13 protein-coding genes and 1 tRNA gene are annotated in these 16,763 nt (G+C 72.2%); 8 read left to right on the top strand and 6 right to left on the bottom strand.

Annotation, left to right across the window (positions count from 1 at the left end; all coding sequences use genetic code 11):
- The first annotated feature begins 5 nt into the window (after positions 1 to 5).
- The 5 genes from ACNJ93_RS07005 (at position 6) to ACNJ93_RS06985 (ending at position 6,906) form a co-directional block, all read left to right on the top strand.
- A complete protein-coding gene (locus tag ACNJ93_RS07005; protein WP_418956460.1) occupies positions 6 to 413 on the top strand; it encodes a chorismate mutase in 408 nt (135 codons plus the stop codon).
- Positions 413 to 1,393, top strand: coding sequence for an asparaginase (locus ACNJ93_RS07000; protein ID WP_418956459.1), 981 nt, complete (start codon positions 413 to 415; stop codon positions 1,391 to 1,393). Before ACNJ93_RS07005 ends, ACNJ93_RS07000 begins: the two co-directional genes overlap by 1 nt.
- A gap of 105 nt (positions 1,394 to 1,498) precedes the next feature.
- A complete protein-coding gene (gene pepN, locus ACNJ93_RS06995; RefSeq protein WP_418956458.1) occupies positions 1,499 to 3,997 on the top strand; it encodes an aminopeptidase N in 2,499 nt (832 codons plus the stop codon).
- Between the two features lie 114 nt (positions 3,998 to 4,111).
- Positions 4,112 to 5,497 carry a pyridoxal phosphate-dependent decarboxylase family protein gene (locus tag ACNJ93_RS06990; RefSeq protein WP_418956457.1) on the top strand — a complete coding sequence of 462 codons (1,386 nt, stop codon included), beginning with the start codon at positions 4,112 to 4,114 and terminating at the stop codon, positions 5,495 to 5,497.
- The gene (locus tag ACNJ93_RS06985; protein ID WP_418956456.1) at positions 5,494 to 6,906 is read left to right on the top strand and encodes a lysine N(6)-hydroxylase/L-ornithine N(5)-oxygenase family protein; all 1,413 of its coding nucleotides are present in this window, start codon (positions 5,494 to 5,496) and stop codon (positions 6,904 to 6,906) included. The genes ACNJ93_RS06990 and ACNJ93_RS06985 overlap by 4 nt, the downstream gene beginning before the upstream one ends.
- 60 nt (positions 6,907 to 6,966) lie before the next feature.
- Here ACNJ93_RS06985 and ACNJ93_RS06980 read toward each other — a convergent pair whose 3' ends face one another.
- Positions 6,967 to 8,778, bottom strand: coding sequence for a bifunctional metallophosphatase/5'-nucleotidase (locus ACNJ93_RS06980; protein ID WP_418956455.1), 1,812 nt, complete (start codon positions 8,776 to 8,778; stop codon positions 6,967 to 6,969).
- A 145-nt stretch (positions 8,779 to 8,923) separates the two neighbouring features.
- Here ACNJ93_RS06980 and ACNJ93_RS06975 point away from each other — a divergent pair, with 145 nt between their 5' ends.
- A complete protein-coding gene (locus ACNJ93_RS06975) occupies positions 8,924 to 9,616 on the top strand; it encodes an SIMPL domain-containing protein (RefSeq protein WP_418961337.1) in 693 nt (230 codons plus the stop codon).
- Positions 9,617 to 9,761: 145 nt separating this feature from the next.
- The gene (gene pyk / locus ACNJ93_RS06970; RefSeq protein ID WP_418956454.1) at positions 9,762 to 11,192 is read left to right on the top strand and encodes a pyruvate kinase; all 1,431 of its coding nucleotides are present in this window, start codon (positions 9,762 to 9,764) and stop codon (positions 11,190 to 11,192) included.
- A 50-nt stretch (positions 11,193 to 11,242) separates the two neighbouring features.
- Here pyk and ACNJ93_RS06965 read toward each other — a convergent pair.
- A tRNA-Leu gene (locus ACNJ93_RS06965) sits at positions 11,243 to 11,315 on the bottom strand.
- A gap of 102 nt (positions 11,316 to 11,417) precedes the next feature.
- Here ACNJ93_RS06965 and ACNJ93_RS06960 point away from each other — a divergent pair.
- Positions 11,418 to 12,074: an ANTAR domain-containing response regulator gene (locus tag ACNJ93_RS06960; RefSeq protein WP_418956453.1), complete on the top strand. Its 657-nt coding sequence runs from the start codon at positions 11,418 to 11,420 to the stop codon at positions 12,072 to 12,074.
- A 77-nt stretch (positions 12,075 to 12,151) separates the two neighbouring features.
- Here ACNJ93_RS06960 and ACNJ93_RS06955 read toward each other — a convergent pair whose 3' ends face one another.
- Genes ACNJ93_RS06955 through ACNJ93_RS06940 form a run of 4 tightly spaced genes read right to left on the bottom strand, consistent with a single transcriptional unit; the run spans position 12,152 to position 16,696 of the window.
- A complete protein-coding gene (locus ACNJ93_RS06955) occupies positions 12,152 to 12,868 on the bottom strand; it encodes an ABC transporter ATP-binding protein (RefSeq protein ID WP_418956452.1) in 717 nt (238 codons plus the stop codon).
- The gene (locus ACNJ93_RS06950; protein ID WP_418961336.1) at positions 12,865 to 13,989 is read right to left on the bottom strand and encodes an ABC transporter ATP-binding protein; all 1,125 of its coding nucleotides are present in this window, start codon (positions 13,987 to 13,989) and stop codon (positions 12,865 to 12,867) included. Before ACNJ93_RS06950 ends, ACNJ93_RS06955 begins: the two co-directional genes overlap by 4 nt.
- A 5-nt stretch (positions 13,990 to 13,994) precedes the next feature.
- Positions 13,995 to 15,758, bottom strand: coding sequence for a branched-chain amino acid ABC transporter permease (locus tag ACNJ93_RS06945; protein ID WP_418956451.1), 1,764 nt, complete (start codon positions 15,756 to 15,758; stop codon positions 13,995 to 13,997).
- 5 nt (positions 15,759 to 15,763) lie between these two features.
- Positions 15,764 to 16,696: a branched-chain amino acid ABC transporter permease gene (locus ACNJ93_RS06940; RefSeq protein WP_418956450.1), complete on the bottom strand. Its 933-nt coding sequence runs from the start codon at positions 16,694 to 16,696 to the stop codon at positions 15,764 to 15,766.
- Between the last annotated feature and the right edge of the window lie 67 nt (positions 16,697 to 16,763).

The raw sequence follows: 16,763 nt of genomic DNA, 5'->3' as shown, positions 1-16,763 counted from the left end.
TGCCCATGAGCGACATCGACGAGTCCGTACGGGCCGAGCTGACCCGGCTGCGCGAGAGCATCGACAACATCGACGCCGCGGTCGTCCACATGCTCGCCGAGCGCTTCAAGTGCACGCAGCAGGTGGGCGTCCTCAAGGCGCAGCACCACCTGCCGCCGGCGGACCCGGCCCGCGAGGCCCGGCAGATCGCCCGGCTGCGGCAGCTGGCGGAGAGCGCCCGGCTCGACCCGGCGTTCGCCGAGAAGCTGCTGAACTTCATCATCGCCGAGGTCATCCGCCACCACGAGACCATCGCCGACTCGGCGGAGACGGACGCGGAGGCTCCGCCGACGGACGCGGAGACGCACGGGCCGGAGGCCGCGGAGACGCACGGGCCGGCGGGCGCGGGCGGCGCCCCGGAGGAGGCACGCTGATGGGGCGCGTCACCGTCTTCACGCTCGGCGGGACCATCTCCGCGCGGGGCGGTGACGCCAGCCGCATGTCCGGCGCCGAGGTCCTCGGCGCCGCCGGCGACGGCGTCGAGCTGCGCGACTTCCGCCGCCTGCCCAGCTCCTCCCTCTCCCTCGCCGACCTGCACGCCCTCGCCGGCGAGGTGCGGGCCGCGGTGGCCGCCGGCTCCGGCGTGGTCGTCGTCCAGGGCACCGACACCCTGGAGGAGACCGCCTTCCTCCTCGACCTGCTCGTCGAGACCCGGGAGCCCGTCGCCGTCACCGGCGCGATGCGCCGCCCCGACCTGCCCGGCGCGGACGGCCCCGCCAACCTGGCCGCCGCGGTCGCCGTCGCCGCCGACCCGCGCTGCCGCGGCCTCGGCGTCGTCGTGGTGCTCGCCGACGAGATCCACGCCGCCCGGCACGTCCGCAAGACCCACACCACCTCCGTGGCCACCTTCGCCTCGCCCGGCGCCGGCCCGCTCGGGCACGTCGTCGAGGGCGTCCCGCGGATCCTGCTGCGGCCCGCCGCCCCCACCACCGCCCACCCCCTGACCCTCGACCCGGACCTGCGGGTGGCCCTCGTCAGCCTGTCGCTCGGCGACGGCGGCGAACTCCTCGACGCCGTCGACGACCGCTTCGACGGCCTGGTCGTCGCCGCCTTCGGCGCCGGCCACGTACCGTCCTGGCTGGTCGGACCGCTGGAGGCGCTGGCCGCCCGGATGCCCGTCGTCCTCGCCTCCCGCACCGGCTCGGGCGCCACGCTGTCGCACACGTACCGCGGCCCCGGCTCCGAGCACGACCTGCTGCACCGCGGCCTCGTCCCCGCCGGCCCGCTGGACCCCGCCAAGGCCCGGCTGCTGCTGCACGCCCTGCTCTCCAGCGGCGCCAAGGGCCCGGCCGGCTACGACCGCCCGCGCATCACCGCCGCCTTCGCCCACCTCACCGGAACCGGCCTCGCCTGACGCGCGGGCGACCCCGGGCCCCGGTCCGGCCCCGCCGGGCTGCTCGCCCACAGCGGAACCCCGGCCCCTGCCCCGCCCCCGCCCCCATCAGGCAGCATGGGGCCCATGTCCGTACTCACGCGCGACGAAGCGCAGACCCGTGCCCGGCTCCTCGACGTCCACCACTACGCCGTGGAGCTCGACCTCACCACCGGAGACGAGACCTTCGACTCCACCACCCTGATCCGGTTCACCGCCCGCGCCACCGGGGACACCTTCGTCGAGCTGAAGCCGGACACCCTGCGCTCCGCCACCCTCGACGGCGTCCCGCTCGACCCCGCGGCGCTCACCGAGAACCGGCTGCCCCTCACAGGGCTCACCGAGGGCGCGCACGAACTGCGGATCGACGCCTCGATGCGGTACTCCCGCACCGGCGAGGGCATGCACCGGTTCACGGACCCCACCGACGGCGAGACGTACGTCTACACCCAGCTGTTCATGGAGGACGTCCAGCGCGTCTTCGCCGCCTTCGACCAGCCCGACCTCAAGGCGGTCTTCGAGCTGACCGTCACCGCCCCCGACGGCTGGACGGTCCTCGCCAACACCGTCACCGAACGGCAGGAGGACGGCCGCTGGAAGGCCGCCCCGACCCAGCTGCTGTCCACCTACTTCGTCGCCGTCGCCGCCGGCCCCTGGCACTCCGTCCGCACCGAACACGCCGGACTGCCCTTCGGCCTGCACTGCCGCCGCTCCCTCGCCCCCTACCTGGACGCCGACGCCGACGAGCTGTTCGACATCACCCGGGCCTGCTTCGACCGGTACCACGAGAAGTTCACCGAGCCGTACCCGTTCGACTCGTACGACCAGGCCTTCGTGCCCGAGTTCAACGCCGGCGCCATGGAGAACCCCGGACTGGTCACCTTCCGCGACGAGTTCATGTTCCGCTCCGCCGTCACCGACACCGAGCGGCAGACCCGCGCCATGGTCATCGCCCACGAGATGGCCCACATGTGGTTCGGCGACCTCGTCACCCTGCGCTGGTGGGACGACATCTGGCTCAACGAGTCCTTCGCCGAGTACATGGGCTACCAGACCGTCAACGAAGCCTGCTCCGACCGCTTCCCCGACACCTGGATCGACTTCGGCGTCACCCGCAAGTCCTGGGGCTCCGACGCCGACCAGCGCCCCTCCACCCACCCCGTCGCCCCGGACCCCGGCGCCGTCCCCGACACCGCCTCCGCGCTGCTCAACTTCGACGGCATCTCGTACGCCAAGGGCGCCTCCGCGCTGCGGCAGCTCGTCGCGTGGCTGGGGGAGAAGGACTTCCTCGCCGGCATCAACGCCCACTTCGCGCGCCACAAGTTCGGCAACGCCACCCTCGCCGACTTCATCGACAACCTCGCCTCCGCCACCGACCGCGACGTCCACGCCTGGGCCGAGCGCTGGCTGCGCACCACCGGCGTGGACAAGCTGACGCCCCTGGTCGCGCAGGCGGAGGGGTACTGGCACCTCACCGTCGACCAGGCCGGCGACCGCCCGCACCGCGTCGCCGTCGGCGCGTACGACCGCGACGACGCCGACGCCCGCCGCCTCGTCCTGCGCGAACGGTTCGAGATCGACGTGCCGCAGGGCGACTCCGTGACCGTCCGCCCCGGCCGCCGGCCCGACCTCGTCGTCCTCAACGACGGCGACCTCACCTACGCCAAGGTCCGCTTCGACGCGACCTCGGAGGAGACCGCGCTGCGCTCCCTGTCCGGCATCCCCGACGCGCTGACCCGCGCCGTCGTCTGGAACGCGCTGCGCGACATGGTCCGCGACGGCGAACTGGAGCCGGCCGCCTACCTGGAGACCGCCCTCGCGCACCTGCCCGAGGAGACCGACCTCGCCGTCGTCCAGGGCGTCCTCACCTTCGCCCGCACCCAGATCGCCGACCGCTACACCGCCCCCGAGGAGCGCCCCGCCGCCCTCGCCACCCTCACCGCCCTCGCCCGCGACCTGATCCGCCGCACCGAGGACGGCGACTCCCCGGGCCTGCGGCTCACGGCCGTGCGCACCCTCATCGACAGCGCCACCACCCCCGACAAGATCGCCTCCTGGCTCGACGAGGGCACCGTCCACGGCGGCCCCGAGCTCGACCCCGAACTGCGCTGGCGCATCCTCGCCCGGCTCGCCGTCCTCGGCGCCGCCGACGAGGCCGCCATCGAGGCCGAACTCGCCCGCGACCCCTCCGCCTCCGGCCAGGAGGGCGCGGCCCGCTGCCGCGCCTCCCTGCCCACGGCCGAGGCCAAGGCCGCCGCCTGGTCGGCCATGTTCACCACGGACGACCTCTCCAACTACCTGTTCACCGCCACCGCCCACGGCTTCTGGCAGCCCGAACAGGCCGACCTGGTCCGCGCGTACGTGCCCCGCTTCTACGAGGACGCCCCGGCCATGGCCGTCCGCCGCGGCCCTGCGATGGCCGAGGCCGCGGGCCGCTACGCCTTCCCCGTGCACGCGATCGACGCCGAGTCCCTCGCCGCCGGCGAGAAGGCCCTGAAGGACCCGGCCCTCACCCCCGCCCTCCACCGCAAGCTCGTCGACCAGCTCGACGACCTCGCCCGCGCCCTGCGCGTCCGCGAGGGCTGACCCGCCCCCCGACGAGCGGACGGGCGCCCCTGTCAAGGGCGCCCGTCCCCCGTTCGGGTCACACGATCCGGGAACCCGGGCCCGGCCCACCGCCCCGGCGGCACCCTGTCGTCCATGTGTGCCGCAACCCCGCCCCCGCCCCTCGCCGGAGGAGCGTCCGGCCCCGAAGCCCTGCGTCCGCTGCTCGACACCGTCCTCGACGCCCTGCGCTCCGGCGCCGCCGAACGCGGCGGGCCGCTGCCCGCCGGAGGCCCCCGCGCCGTCGCCGAGCGCGTACGCCAGGCCCTCCCGGAGGCCCTGCCCGAGACCGGCACCGGCGCCCGCGAGGCACTGCGGCGGCTCGTCCACGTCCTCGCCGCCGGCGCCGCCGACCCCGCCGAGCCGCTCTGCGCCGCACACCTCCACACCCCGCCGCTCGCGCTCGCCGCCGCCGCCGACCTGGCCGCCTCCGCGCTCAACCCCTCCATGGACTCCTGGGACCAGGCCCCCGCCGCCTCCGCCCTCGAAGCCCGGGTCACCGCCGCGCTCGCCGCCGAGGTCTACCCCGGCGCCCCGCGCCCCGACGCGCTGGTCACCACCGGCGGCACCGAGTCCAACCAGCTCGCCCTGCTCCTCGCCCGCGAACGCCACGGCTCCGTGCGGGCCGTCGTCGGCGCCAACGCCCACCACTCCTTCGCCCGCGCCGCCTGGCTCCTCGGCCTGCCCGAGCCCGTCCTCGTCCCCACCCCCAACGGCACCATCGACCCGGTCGCCCTCGACGAGGCCCTCACCGACCTCACCGGGCCCCTCCTCGTCGCCGCCACCGCCGGCACCACCGACACCGGCAGCGTCGACCCGCTGCCCGAACTCGCCGACCTGTGCGACGCGCACGGCGCCGAACTCCACGTCGACGCGGCCTACGGCGGACCCGTGCTGTTCAGCCCCACCCACCGCCCCCTGCTCACCGGCCTCGACCGCGCCCGCAGCGTCACCCTCGACCTGCACAAACTCGGCTGGCAGCCGGCCGCCGCCGGCCTGCTCGCCGTCCGCGACGCCGGCGACCTCGCCCCCCTCGCCCACACGGCCGACTACCTCAACGCCGACGACGACACCGACGCCGGCCTGCCCGACCTCCTCGGCCGCTCCCTGCGCACCACCCGCCGCCCCGACGTCCTCAAGACCGCCGTCACCCTCGGCGCCCTCGGCCGCAGCGGCCTCGGCGCGCTCGTCGACGCCTGCATGGCCCAGGCCCGGCACCTCGCCGACCTCGTCGAGAAGACCCCCGCCCTGGAGCTGTACGCCCGGCCCACCCTCACCACCGTCCTGTTCCGGCCCGCGGACGCCCCCGACGACACCGTCGCCACGATCCGCCGCACCCTCCTCGACGACGGCCGCGCCGTCCTCGGCCGCGCCCGCGCCGACGGCCGCCTCTGGCTCAAGGCCACCCTGCTCAACCCGCACACCACCCCCCGCGACCTCGAACAGATCCTCACCCTCGTGGAAGGCAGCACCGACCGATGACCGCCAGCACCCCGCGCAGCACCCACGAACACCCCCACGACCTCGTGGGCGTCGGCATCGGCCCGTTCAACCTCTCGCTCGCCGCCCTCGCCCACGGCGTGCCCGGCGGCCTCGACACCGCCTTCTACGAGCAGCGCCCCGCCTTCCACTGGCACCCCGGACTCCTCATCGACGGCGCCACCCTCCAAGTCCCGTTCCTCGCCGACCTGGTGACCCTCGTCGACCCCGCCAGCCCCTGGAGCTTCCTCAACTACCTGCGCGGCATCGACCGGCTCTTCCCCTTCTACTTCGCCGAGACCTTCCACATCCAGCGCGCCGAGTACGACGCCTACTGCCGCTGGGTCTCCACCCGGCTGCCCGGACTGCACTTCGGCCACCAGGTCGACTCCGTCCGCTGGAACCCCGAACGCGCCCTCTTCGAGGTCGACTACACCCAGCTCGACGCCTCCGGCCAGGCCGAGGCGCTCGGCCGCGCCCACGCCCGCAACGTCGTCCTCGGCGTCGGCACCGAGCCGTACGTCCCCGAACCGCTGCGGCCCCTCGCCGACGCCCCCGGCGTCCCCGTCCTGCACTCCGCGGACTACCTCGACCACCGCGAGAGCCTGCTCGCCGCCGGGCACGTCACCGTCATCGGCTCGGGCCAGTCCGGCGCCGAGATCTTCCTCGACCTGCTGCGCGCCCGCCCCGCCGGCGCCGAGAGGCTCCACTGGCTCAGCCGCACCGAGGCCCTCGCCCCCATGGAGTACTCCAAGCTCGGCCTGGAGCACTTCACCCCCGACTACACCCGCTACTTCCACGCCCTGCCCGAGCCCGTCCGCAACGAGCTCGTCCCCCGCCAGTGGCAGCTCCACAAGGGCGTCGACAGCGACACCCTCGCGGCCATCCACCAGGAGCTCTACCGCCGCACCCTGCACGGCGGCTGGCCCGACGCCGTCATCACCCCCGGCGTCCGCGTCCGCACCGCCGGGCGCGTCGCCACCACGAAGGTCGAACTGCACCTGGAACACGTCCAGCAGAGCAGCCGTTCCCGCCTCACCACCGACGCCGTCGTCCTCGCCACCGGCTACCGCGAACGCTCCGTCACCCGCATGCTCAGCGGCCTCGACCGGTACCTGCGGCACGACTCCGCCGGCCGGCCCCGCGTCGACCCGGCGTACCGCCTCGTCCTCGACCCGTCCGTCACCGGCCACGTCTACGTGCAGAACGCGGAGAAGCACACCCACGGCGTCGGCGCCCCCGACCTCGGCCTCGCCGCCTGGCGCAGCGCCGTCATCCTCAACTCCCTCACCGGCAAGGAGCCCTACCCGCTGCCCCGCCGCACCGCCTTCACCCGCTTCGGCCTCGACGCACGAGAGGCGCCCCGCGTCCCGGCCCAGAGCCCGGAGCTGACGCCTCTCGCACAGGACTGACCGGCGACCCGGTGACGGGCCCCCCGCCCCGTCACCGGCCCACCGGTCCGCACCGCCGTCCTAGAACACCGGCACGCCGTCCCGGGTCAGCTTCCAGTCCACCGACGCGAACTGCCCCGGGTTGATCGTCCCCCGGGCCTTCACCCACTGGATGATCGTGTTGCGGATCTCGTCCGAGTTCGCCCACAGCTGCGGGGCCTTCGCCACGTGCGGGAACGCGCCGCCGCCGCTCGCCCGGTAGTTGTTCACCGCCAGCACGAACCGCGCCGCCGGGTCGACCGGCCGGCCCTGGAAGGCCAGGTCGACGATCCGCGAGCCGGCCGGCTGCGCGATGTCGATCTCGTACGTCAGCCCCGACACCGCGTCGTAGTTGTAGTCCGGCGTGCCGTCCGCGTTCGTGAGCTTCGCGGTGTCCACGGGAGCGCCCGCCGGCGTCCGCACGTAGTACTTCGCCGAGTACTCCAGGTACTCCTTCAGCTGGGCGCCCGTCATCAGCCGCGCTTCCAGGGTGTTCTCGAACGGGTACAGGCCCGCCGCGTCCTTCAGCGTCACCTGGCCCGCCGGGATCCGCGCCGTGCGGGAGAAGCAGGACGCCTGCGAGAGCACCGGCAGATCCGCGTACGCGCCGCCCGCGAGGGCCGCCTTCACCGTCTCCGCCTGGACGTGGTTGATGAGGTCGATGATCGGCTCGTCCTTCCACGGCGCGTCGGCCGTGGTCATCGCGGCCGTGGAGGTGCCGATGACCTGGTTCACGTACGCCACGACCTTCGCGTGCTCGTCGCCGAGCAGCTTGGTGATCGCCGGGTCCTCGGCCACCGTGTTCGAGTTCAGCACCTGCGCGCCGACCTTCTCGACCACCCAGCGGCCCTTGCTCCACACCACCTCGAAGTCGAACAGGGTCAGCCGCTGGCCCCACTTCAGCGGCTCGGACAGCACGACGTCCTGTCCGGTCTCCTTGTTCCGCACGAGGTACTCAGGGATCTCGGTGTGCGCGTGGCCGACGAGGATCGCGTCGATCCCCGGCACCTGCTCGGCGACCAGGCCGGCCGCGTTCTCGATGTACGGGAGCTGGTCGCCGTACGAGGACGTGCCGCTGGAGCCGGAGTGCGCCGAGACGATCACCACGTCGGCGCCCATGGAGCGCAGCTTCGGCACCCAGGCCGCGGCCTGCTCCTCCAGGCCGGGGAAGACCATCCGCCCGGTGACGTTCGCCTTGTCCCAGATCGCGATGCCCGGGTTGGTCAGCCCGAGGATGGCCACCTTCACGTCCCGGCCGTGCGGCGTGCGCAGCCGGTGCATGCTGTACGGGGCGAACGCGGGCCGCAGCGTGGTCGCGTCCAGGGCGTTCGCGCCGAGCAGCGGGAAGTCGCACTGCTCCTCGAACTTCCGCAGCACCGGGATCCCGTAGTTGAACTCGTGATTGCCCAGCGCGGCGGCGTCGTAGCCGATGGCGTTCATGGCCTGGGCCATCGGGTGCACCGGGCCGCCGGTCTGCGTGATCGGGTCGACCTTGGCGTAGTAGTACGACAGCTGCGTGCCCTGGATGGTGTCGCCGGCGTCGATGAGCAGCGTGTTGTCGCGGCCCTTCGCCTCGCGGACCTGCTCCACCAGGGTCGAGATCTTCGCCAGGCCGACGTCGTTGTGCGCCTTGTCGTCGAACTCCCGGTCCGTGAAGTAGTCCCAGTTGAAGACGTTGCCGTGCAGGTCGGTGGTGCCCATGACGGTGAACGCGTACCGCTTGGCGCGCCGCCCCGGCCCGGCGGCGGCAGGGGCGGAGGCGGCCCGGGCCGGGGCGGCGACGCCCGCGGCGAGGGCGGCGCCCGCCCCGGCGGCGACCGAGCTCTCCAGGAACGTCCGGCGGTTCAGCGGCATGGGTACTCCTCGAATTCGATGTGCACAACGCGCGTAGATTCTGGCTCACCCGCCACTTCGGCAACAGCCCTCCCGGGTGACGGGATGGGAAAGTGTGCGCAGCAGGAGGCACGATCCGAGCCGCACGCGACGAGGGAGCCCGCCCATACCCACCGACGCCTTCACCGCCGAACCCGGCCCCCACCCCCACGCGCCCCGCGTCACCGTGCGCGGCGAGGCCCGTCTGGAGACCGACCCCGAACTCGCCCGCATCGGCGTCACCGTCGGCGCCCGCGGCGCCGACCGCGACGCCACGCTCCGCGACCTCACCCACCGCAACGACCGGGCCCTGGAGCTCGTCAGGAGCTACGGGGACGCCGTCGCGCGGCTGGAGACCGGCGCGTTCACCCTCACCCCCGAGCCCGCCCGGCACGGCCGCGGCGAACGCGTCCGCGCCTACACCGGCCGCGTCCACCTCACCGCCGAACTCACCGACTTCACCGCGCTCGGCGAGCTCGTCACCCGGCTGGCCGAACTCGACCTCACCCGCGTCGACGGCCCCTGGTGGACCCTGCGCCCCGACTCCCCGGTCCACGCCCGGGTCCGCCGGCTCGCCGTCCAGGCCGCCGTGCAGCGCGCCCGCGAATACGCCGACGCCCTCGGCACCCGCCTCGACGCGCTGCTCGAACTCTCCGACACCGGCGCCGACCTCGTCCCGCCCGCCCCGGCCGGCGGCCTGCGCATGGCCTTCGCCGCCGAAAGCGTCGAGGCCGCGCCCCCGCTCTCCCTGGAACCCCAGCTCCAGACCGCGTCCGCCGAGGTCACCGCCCGCTTCACCCTCCACCCGCCGACGCTCTGAGGCGCTTTCCGACGACGCCCGAAGGCGCTCATCGGAGCAGAGGCCCGCACATATTCAAGACTTGTCAACAACCTTTCATCCAAAGGTTGTTGGCGAGTCATGGCAGACCCCTGTACTACCCGTTGGTAATGCCTACGCTCGACCCATGCGCCGAGCGAAAATCGTCTGCACCCTGGGCCCCGCCACCGCCACATACGACCAGATCAAGGCCCTGGCCGAGGCCGGGATGGACGTCGCCCGCCTCAACCTCAGCCACGGCAGTCACGCCGAGCACGAGGAACGCCACCGGCACGTCCGCAAAGCCTCCGAGGAGACCGGACGCAACATCGGTATCCTCGCCGACCTTCAAGGCCCGAAGATCCGTCTCGGCCGATTCCGCGAAGGCCCCGTACTCCTTGAACGCGGCGACCGGTTCACCATCACCGTCGAACCCGCCGACGGCGACCGCCACGGCTGCGGCACCACCTACGCCGGCCTCGCCGCCGACGTCAGCCCCGGCGAACGCATCCTCGTCGACGACGGCCGCGTCGCCCTCGACGTCACCGAGGTCGACGGGCCCCGCGTCCACACCCGCGTCGTCGAGGGCGGCATGGTCTCCGACCACAAGGGCCTCAACCTCCCGGGGGTGGCCGTCTCCGTCCCGGCGCTCTCGGAGAAGGACGTCGAGGACCTCCGCTGGGCCCTGCGCACCGGCGTCGACGTCATCGCCCTGTCCTTCGTCCGCACCGGCCGCGACATCGACGACGTGCACCGGATCATGGACGAGGAGGGCCGCCGCGTCCCGGTCATCGCCAAGATCGAGAAGCCCCAGGCCGTCGAGAACATCGACGACATCGTCGCCGCCTTCGACGGCATCATGGTCGCCCGCGGCGACCTCGGCGTAGAAATGCCCCTGGAGCAGGTTCCCATCGTCCAGAAGCGCGCCGTCAAACTCGCCAAGCGCAACGCCAAGCCGGTCATCGTCGCCACCCAGATGCTCGACTCGATGATCGACAACTCCCGCCCGACGCGCGCCGAGGCGAGCGACGTGGCGAACGCGGTGATCGACGGCACCGACGCGGTGATGCTCTCCGGCGAGACGAGCGTCGGCCGGTACCCGGTGGAGACCGTCCGCACGATGAGCCGCATCGTCGAGGCGGCGGAGGAGGACATCCTCGCGAAGGGCCTGCCGCCCCTGACCGAACGCAACAAGCCCCGCACCCAGGGCGGCGCCGTCGCCCGCGCGGCCGCCGAGATCGGCGACTTCCTGGGCGCCAAGTACCTCGTCGCGTTCACCCAGTCCGGCGACACGGTCAAGCGCCTCTCCCGCTACCGCTCGCCCATCCCGCTGCTCGCCTTCACCCCGGACCCGGCGACCCGCGCCCAACTCAACCTCACCTGGGGCGTGGAGGCGTTCCTCGGCCCGCACGTCGACTCGACGGACGCGATGGTGGCCCAGGTGGACGAACACCTGCTGAGGATCGGCCGCTGCGGCAAGGGCGACACGGTGGTCATCACGGCCGGCTCCCCGCCCGGAGTGCCGGGCTCGACCAACCTGGTCCACGTCCACCACATCGGCGACCCGGTGACGGGCTGAGACGGCCGCGGCGCACCCGCGAACTCGCGACCATGGGAATGAAGGGAAAGTGCCCCGGGTGGGATTCGAACCCACGCTGGATGGTGTTTGAGACCACTGCCTCTACCGCTGGGCTACCGGGGCGCGCCTTCGAAACAAAGGGTGACGGTAACCCGTCGTGTCCCTACCTTACAGGAGGTGGGTAGGCTCGTGGTGAGCAGTATCGCCCCGCAACGAGGAGCCCCCGTGACCGCCCCCGAGTCGCCCCAGCCCGTCGCCGACGACGACCAGTCGCACGTCCCGCCGCTGACGACGCGAGTCGTCATCGCCGAGGACGAGGCCCTCATCCGGCTGGACCTCAAAGAGATGCTGGAGGAGGAGGGCTACTCCGTCGTCGGCGAGGCCGGCGACGGGGCCACCGCCGTGGAGCTGGCCCGGGAGCACCAGCCCGACCTGGTGATCCTGGACGTGAAGATGCCCGTCCTCGACGGCATCTCCGCGGCCGAGAAGATCGCCGGCGAGTCCATCGCCCCGGTCCTGATGCTGACCGCCTTCTCGCAGCGCGAGCTGGTCGAGCGGGCCCGGGACGCCGGCGCCATGGCGTACCTGGTGAAGCCGTTCAGCAAGAGCGACGTGGTGCCGGCCATCGAGATGGCCGTGTCCCGGTTCGCGGAGCTGAAGGCGCTGGAGAAGGAGGTCGCCGACCTCGCCCAGCGCCTGGAGACCCGCAAGCTGGTGGACCGCGCGAAGAGCATCCTGCAGACCGAGTACGGGCTGACCGAGCCGGCCGCGTTCCGCTGGATCCAGAAGACGTCCATGGACCGCCGCATGTCGATGCAGCAGGTCGCGGAGGCCGTCATCGAGGACTCCGAGGAGAAGAAGGCCGCGAAGGGGCAGCAGTAGCTCCGCCGGTACGTGAAGAAGGCCCGCCCCACAACGCTGTGGGGCGGGCCTTCCGCCTGTCGGGGAGCTCCCCGGGCTTACTCCTCGCCGAGGTAGGTCTTGCGGACCTCGTCGTCGACGAGCAGGTCCTGTCCGGTGCCGGACAGTTTGATCTTGCCGACCTCGAGCACGTAGCCGTAGTCCGCGAGGGACAGCGCGGCCTGCGCGTTCTGCTCGATGAGCAGGATCGTCATGCCCTCGGCCTTGAGCGTGGCGATGGTCTCCATGATCTTCTGCATCATGATCGGGGAGAGGCCCATCGACGGCTCGTCCAGCATCAGCAGCTTGGGCTGGGACATGAGCGCCCGGCCCATGGCCAGCATCTGCTGCTCACCGCCGGAGAGGGTGCCCGCCGCCTGCTTGCGACGCTCGCCCAGGATGGGGAAGAGGTCGTAGGAGCGCTGGATGTCCTTCTCGATGCCCGCCTTGTCCTTCCGGAGGAAGGCGCCGAGCTGGAGGTTCTCGGCGATGCTGAGCTTCGGGAAGATGTGCCGGCCCTCGGGGGAGTGGGCCAGGCCCAGCGAGACCACCTTGTGGGCCGGGATGCCGTTGAGCACCTGGCCGTCGAAGACGATCTTGCCGGACGACGGCTTGATGAGGCCGGAGAGGGTCCGCAGGGTCGTGGTCTTGCCCGCGCCGTTGGTGCCGATCAGGGAGACGACCTGGCCGGCGTCGACGGAGAAGGAGATGCCCTTGACGGCCTCGATCTTGCCGTAGGCGACCCTGAGGTCCTGGACCTCGAGCAGTGCGGTCACTTGGAGTCTCCTTCGGTGGTGCTGTCCGCGTCCGCAGCGTTCTCGGAGGCGGGGTCGGAGGCGGCTTCCGGGGCGTCGTCGGACGCGTCGGCGTCCGCGGCCTCGTCGGACTCGGCGTCCTCGCCGGACGCGTCGCCGGACTCGGCGGAGTCCTCCGCGTCGTCGGAGCCGGCCGCGTCCTCGGACGCGTCCGCGCCGGCCGGCGCCTCGGCGGCCTGGTCGGCGGCGTCCTCGGCGGTCTCCTCGGCCGCCGTCTCCTCCGCCGCGTGGGCCTCCTCCGCGTGCGCCTCCGCCGCCTCGACCTCGGCGACCTCCTCCGCGCCCGGAGCACCCTCGTACGGGGTGCCCAGGTACGCGGCGACGACGCGCTCGTCGCCCTGGACGACGTCGGACGTGCCCTCGACGAGCTTCTCGCCCTGGACGAGCACGGCGACCCGGTCGCACAGGTTGAAGATGAACTTCATGTCGTGCTCGATGACGAGGACGGCGATGCCCTTGTCGCGGATGGCGAAGACGAGCTCCTCGGTGGTGCGCGTCTCGTTCTGGTTCATGCCGGCCGTCGGCTCGTCGAGCAGCAGCAGACCGGGGTCGCTGGCGAGCGCCCGGGCGATCTCCAGCTTGCGCTGCTCGCCGTACGGCAGGTTGCGGGCGAGGTGCTCCGCCTTCGCGTCGAGGCCGACGAACTCCAGGAGTTCCATGGCCCGTTCGCGGGAGGCGGTCTCCGCCTTCTTGAAGCCGGGGCCGCGCAGCAGCGCGGACCACAGGCCCTCCTTGGTCCGGGTGTGGCGTCCGACGAGGACGTTCTCCAGGACCGTCATGTTGGAGAAGAGGCGGATGTTCTGGAAGGTACGGGCGATGCCCGCCTTCGTGACCAGGTGCGGCTTGGGCGGCAGCACCGTGCCCTTGTAGCTGACCTGTCCCTCGGTGGGGACGTACAGGCCGGTGAGGCAGTTGAAGAAGGTCGTCTTGCCGGCGCCGTTGGGGCCGATCAGACCGACGATCTCGCCCTCGCGGACGGTGAGGTTCACGTCGCGGACGGCGGTGAGGCCGCCGAAGCGCATCGTGACGCCGCTCGCCTCGAGGACCGGGGCGGCCGTGGCCGTGGTGGTGGTCGTCGTCATGGCGTTCACGCACCCGCCTTCGAGGATCCGACGATGGGGTCGGCGGCGGGCCGCGGCTCCGGTACGTCGGCAATCGTGTCGTCGTTCTCGTGGTACTCCAGCTGCGCCCGCTTGTTGGGGATGAGGCCCTCGGGGCGGAAGCGCATGAGCAGGATGAGCGCGAGACCGAACGCGAGGAGCTGGTAGTCCTTCAGGAAGGCCAGCTTCTCCGGGATCAGGAAGAGCAGCGCCGCGCCGAGGAGCGGGCCGCGGATGGTGCCCATGCCGCCCAGGATGACCGCCGCGAGGAGGAACGCGGAGTTCGGGGCGACCGGGCCGGCGAAGATGTACATCTCCGGGAGGACCGTGCCCTGGAAGTGGGCCTGGACCGTGCCGGCGACGCCGGCGAGCGTGGCGCCGAGGGCGAAGGCGATCAGCTTGACGCGGAAGCCGTTGATGCCCATGGCGGTGGCCGCGGTCTCGTCCTCGCGGATGGCGACCCAGGCGCGGCCGATGCGGGAGTCCTGCGCGCGGCTGAAGACCACCACGACGAAGACCATGACCAGCAGCATCAGCAGGTAGTAGTTGGCGTACGTGCTGAGTTCGAGGCCCAGGAAGCTGTGGGTCTCGCCGAAGTCGTACCCGAAGAGGTTCAGGGCCGGGATGTTCGGGATGCCGTTCGGGCCGTTGGTGATCTGCGGACCGTTGTCGCCGTCCATGTTGTTGACGGTGATGCGGAAGATCTCACCGAAGCCGAGCGTCACGATGGCGAGGTAGTCGCCGTGCAGCCGCAGGGTCGGTGCGCCGATGATGACGCCGAAGATCAGGGCCACGATCGCGCCGATGATCACCGCCGCCCAGAAGGGCAGCTGGATGCCGAGGGCGGAGGCCGTCGAGCCGGAGACCAGGGCCGCGGTGTACGCGCCGACGCCGAGGAAGGCGACGTAGCCGAGGTCGAGCAGGCCGGCCAGACCGACGACGACGTTCAGGCCGAGGGCGACCGTCGCGAAGATCAGGATGTTCACCGCGATGACGGTGTACGTGTCCGTGGTCTGCGTGAAGGGGAAGGCGGCCGCGGCCACGAAGGCGGCGATCGCGGCGACCTGCCGGTTCTTCGAGGCGATGGCCGACAGGCGGCCGACGAGGCCCGACTTGGACAGGGCCGCGGCGCTGAGGCCGGCGAGGATCAGGTAGCCGATGAACAGCTCGCCGTACTCGGTGGAGATGCCGTACGTGACGGCGTACATGCCGATGCCGAAGGCGACGACGATCAGCAGGATCTCCGCCCAGGAGGGGAGCTCCTGGGGCTTCGCCGGGGTGCGGGTGTCGTCCGGCAGCGCGAACGCGGCCAGCGGCACGAGCGTGACGACGGCGGCGACGAAGCCGCCGGGCTCCAGGTGGACGAGGCCGCCGAGCTGCACGGCGATCGCGAGCACGGTGTACCAGGTGGTGCCCACCACGGCGAGGGCGAGGAGACGCAGCGCCTTGGTGGAGCCGGCCGGGGTGAGCCAGCGCAGGCCCTTGATGCCGAGGGCCGACAGGGCGAACAGCGTCAGCAGCAGGCCGCCGACGAGGGTGAGGACCTGGAGGCCGCCGGGGTAGCCGTTGACCGTGAGGTTTCCGGGGAACTCGGGGGTGTAGGTCCAGGCCAGGAAGGTGCTGGCCGCGGTGGCGAGGCCGCCGCCGACGAGGGTCCAGTGGAGCGGGCCGGCGTTCTTCGTACCGGCCGGCGGGTAGTCGGCCGCCACGGCGGTCTCGTTCTCGGGGGTCTTGTCGAGATTGGTCGTCATCGTGATCACGCCCTGTCCGCGGAGCGCTGTCCGAGGAGGCCCTGTGGCCGGAACAGCAGGACGAGGATGAGGAGGGAGAAGACCCAGATGTCCTTCCAGGCTCCGCCGCCGAACTGGTCCATGCCGGGGATGTGCTGGACGTAGGCGATGGAGAGGGTCTCGGCGATGCCGAGCACGACGCCGCCGATCATGGCGCCGTAGATGTTGCCGATGCCGCCGAGGACGGCGGCGGTGAACGCCTTGAGTCCGAGGAGGAAGCCCATCTCGAAGCGGATCTGGCCCTTGTCGAGGCCCTCGGCGACCGCCGCGACCGCGGCGAACGCGGCGCCGATGGCGAAGGCCATCACGATGATGCGGTCGGTGTTGATGCCCATCAGCTTCGCGGTGTCCGGGTCCTGCGCCGTGGCCTGCATGGCACGGCCGCTGCGGCTCTTCGAGACGAAGAGGCCGAGGGCGAGCATGCAGAGAGGGGCGGCCACGAGGATGAAGGCGTCGGAGCGGCCGATGCTGAGGCCCTCGAAGATCTGGAAGCTGTCGCCCTTGAACTCGGGGAAGCTGATCGGCTTCTTGGCGCCGGGGTAGAAGCCCCAGACGAGCTGCTGGAGCACGATCGACAGACCGATGGCCGTGATCAGCGGGGCGAGGCGGGGGGCGCCGCGCAGGGGGCGGTAGGCGAAGCGTTCGGCAGCCATGGCGACGGCGACGGAGACCACCGCGCCACCTATGAGCATCACGGGTATCGCGATCGCCAGGGGCGTGCCCGAGGGCAGGATCGTGTACGTCGTGAGGGCGCCGAAGCCCCCGATCATGAAGATCTCGCCGTGGGCGAAGTTGATGAGCTGGACGATGCCGTAGACCATCGTGTAACCGATGGCGATCAGCCCGTAGAGGGCTCCGAGGGCAAGGCCGTCGGCCAGCTGTTGCGGCAGTTCGTACACCGCAGGGCCTCCGATGAGCGTGTCGGATATGAGTCCGCGCGAGGGCGCTGTTTGCGCCCTCGCGCGG

It is taken from the genome of Streptomyces tritici (assembly GCF_048500665.1).
Classification (GTDB): domain Bacteria; phylum Actinomycetota; class Actinomycetes; order Streptomycetales; family Streptomycetaceae; genus Streptomyces; species Streptomyces tritici.
Note: the sequence above shows the minus strand (reverse complement) of the source record. Positions and strands in the feature narration are given on the sequence as shown.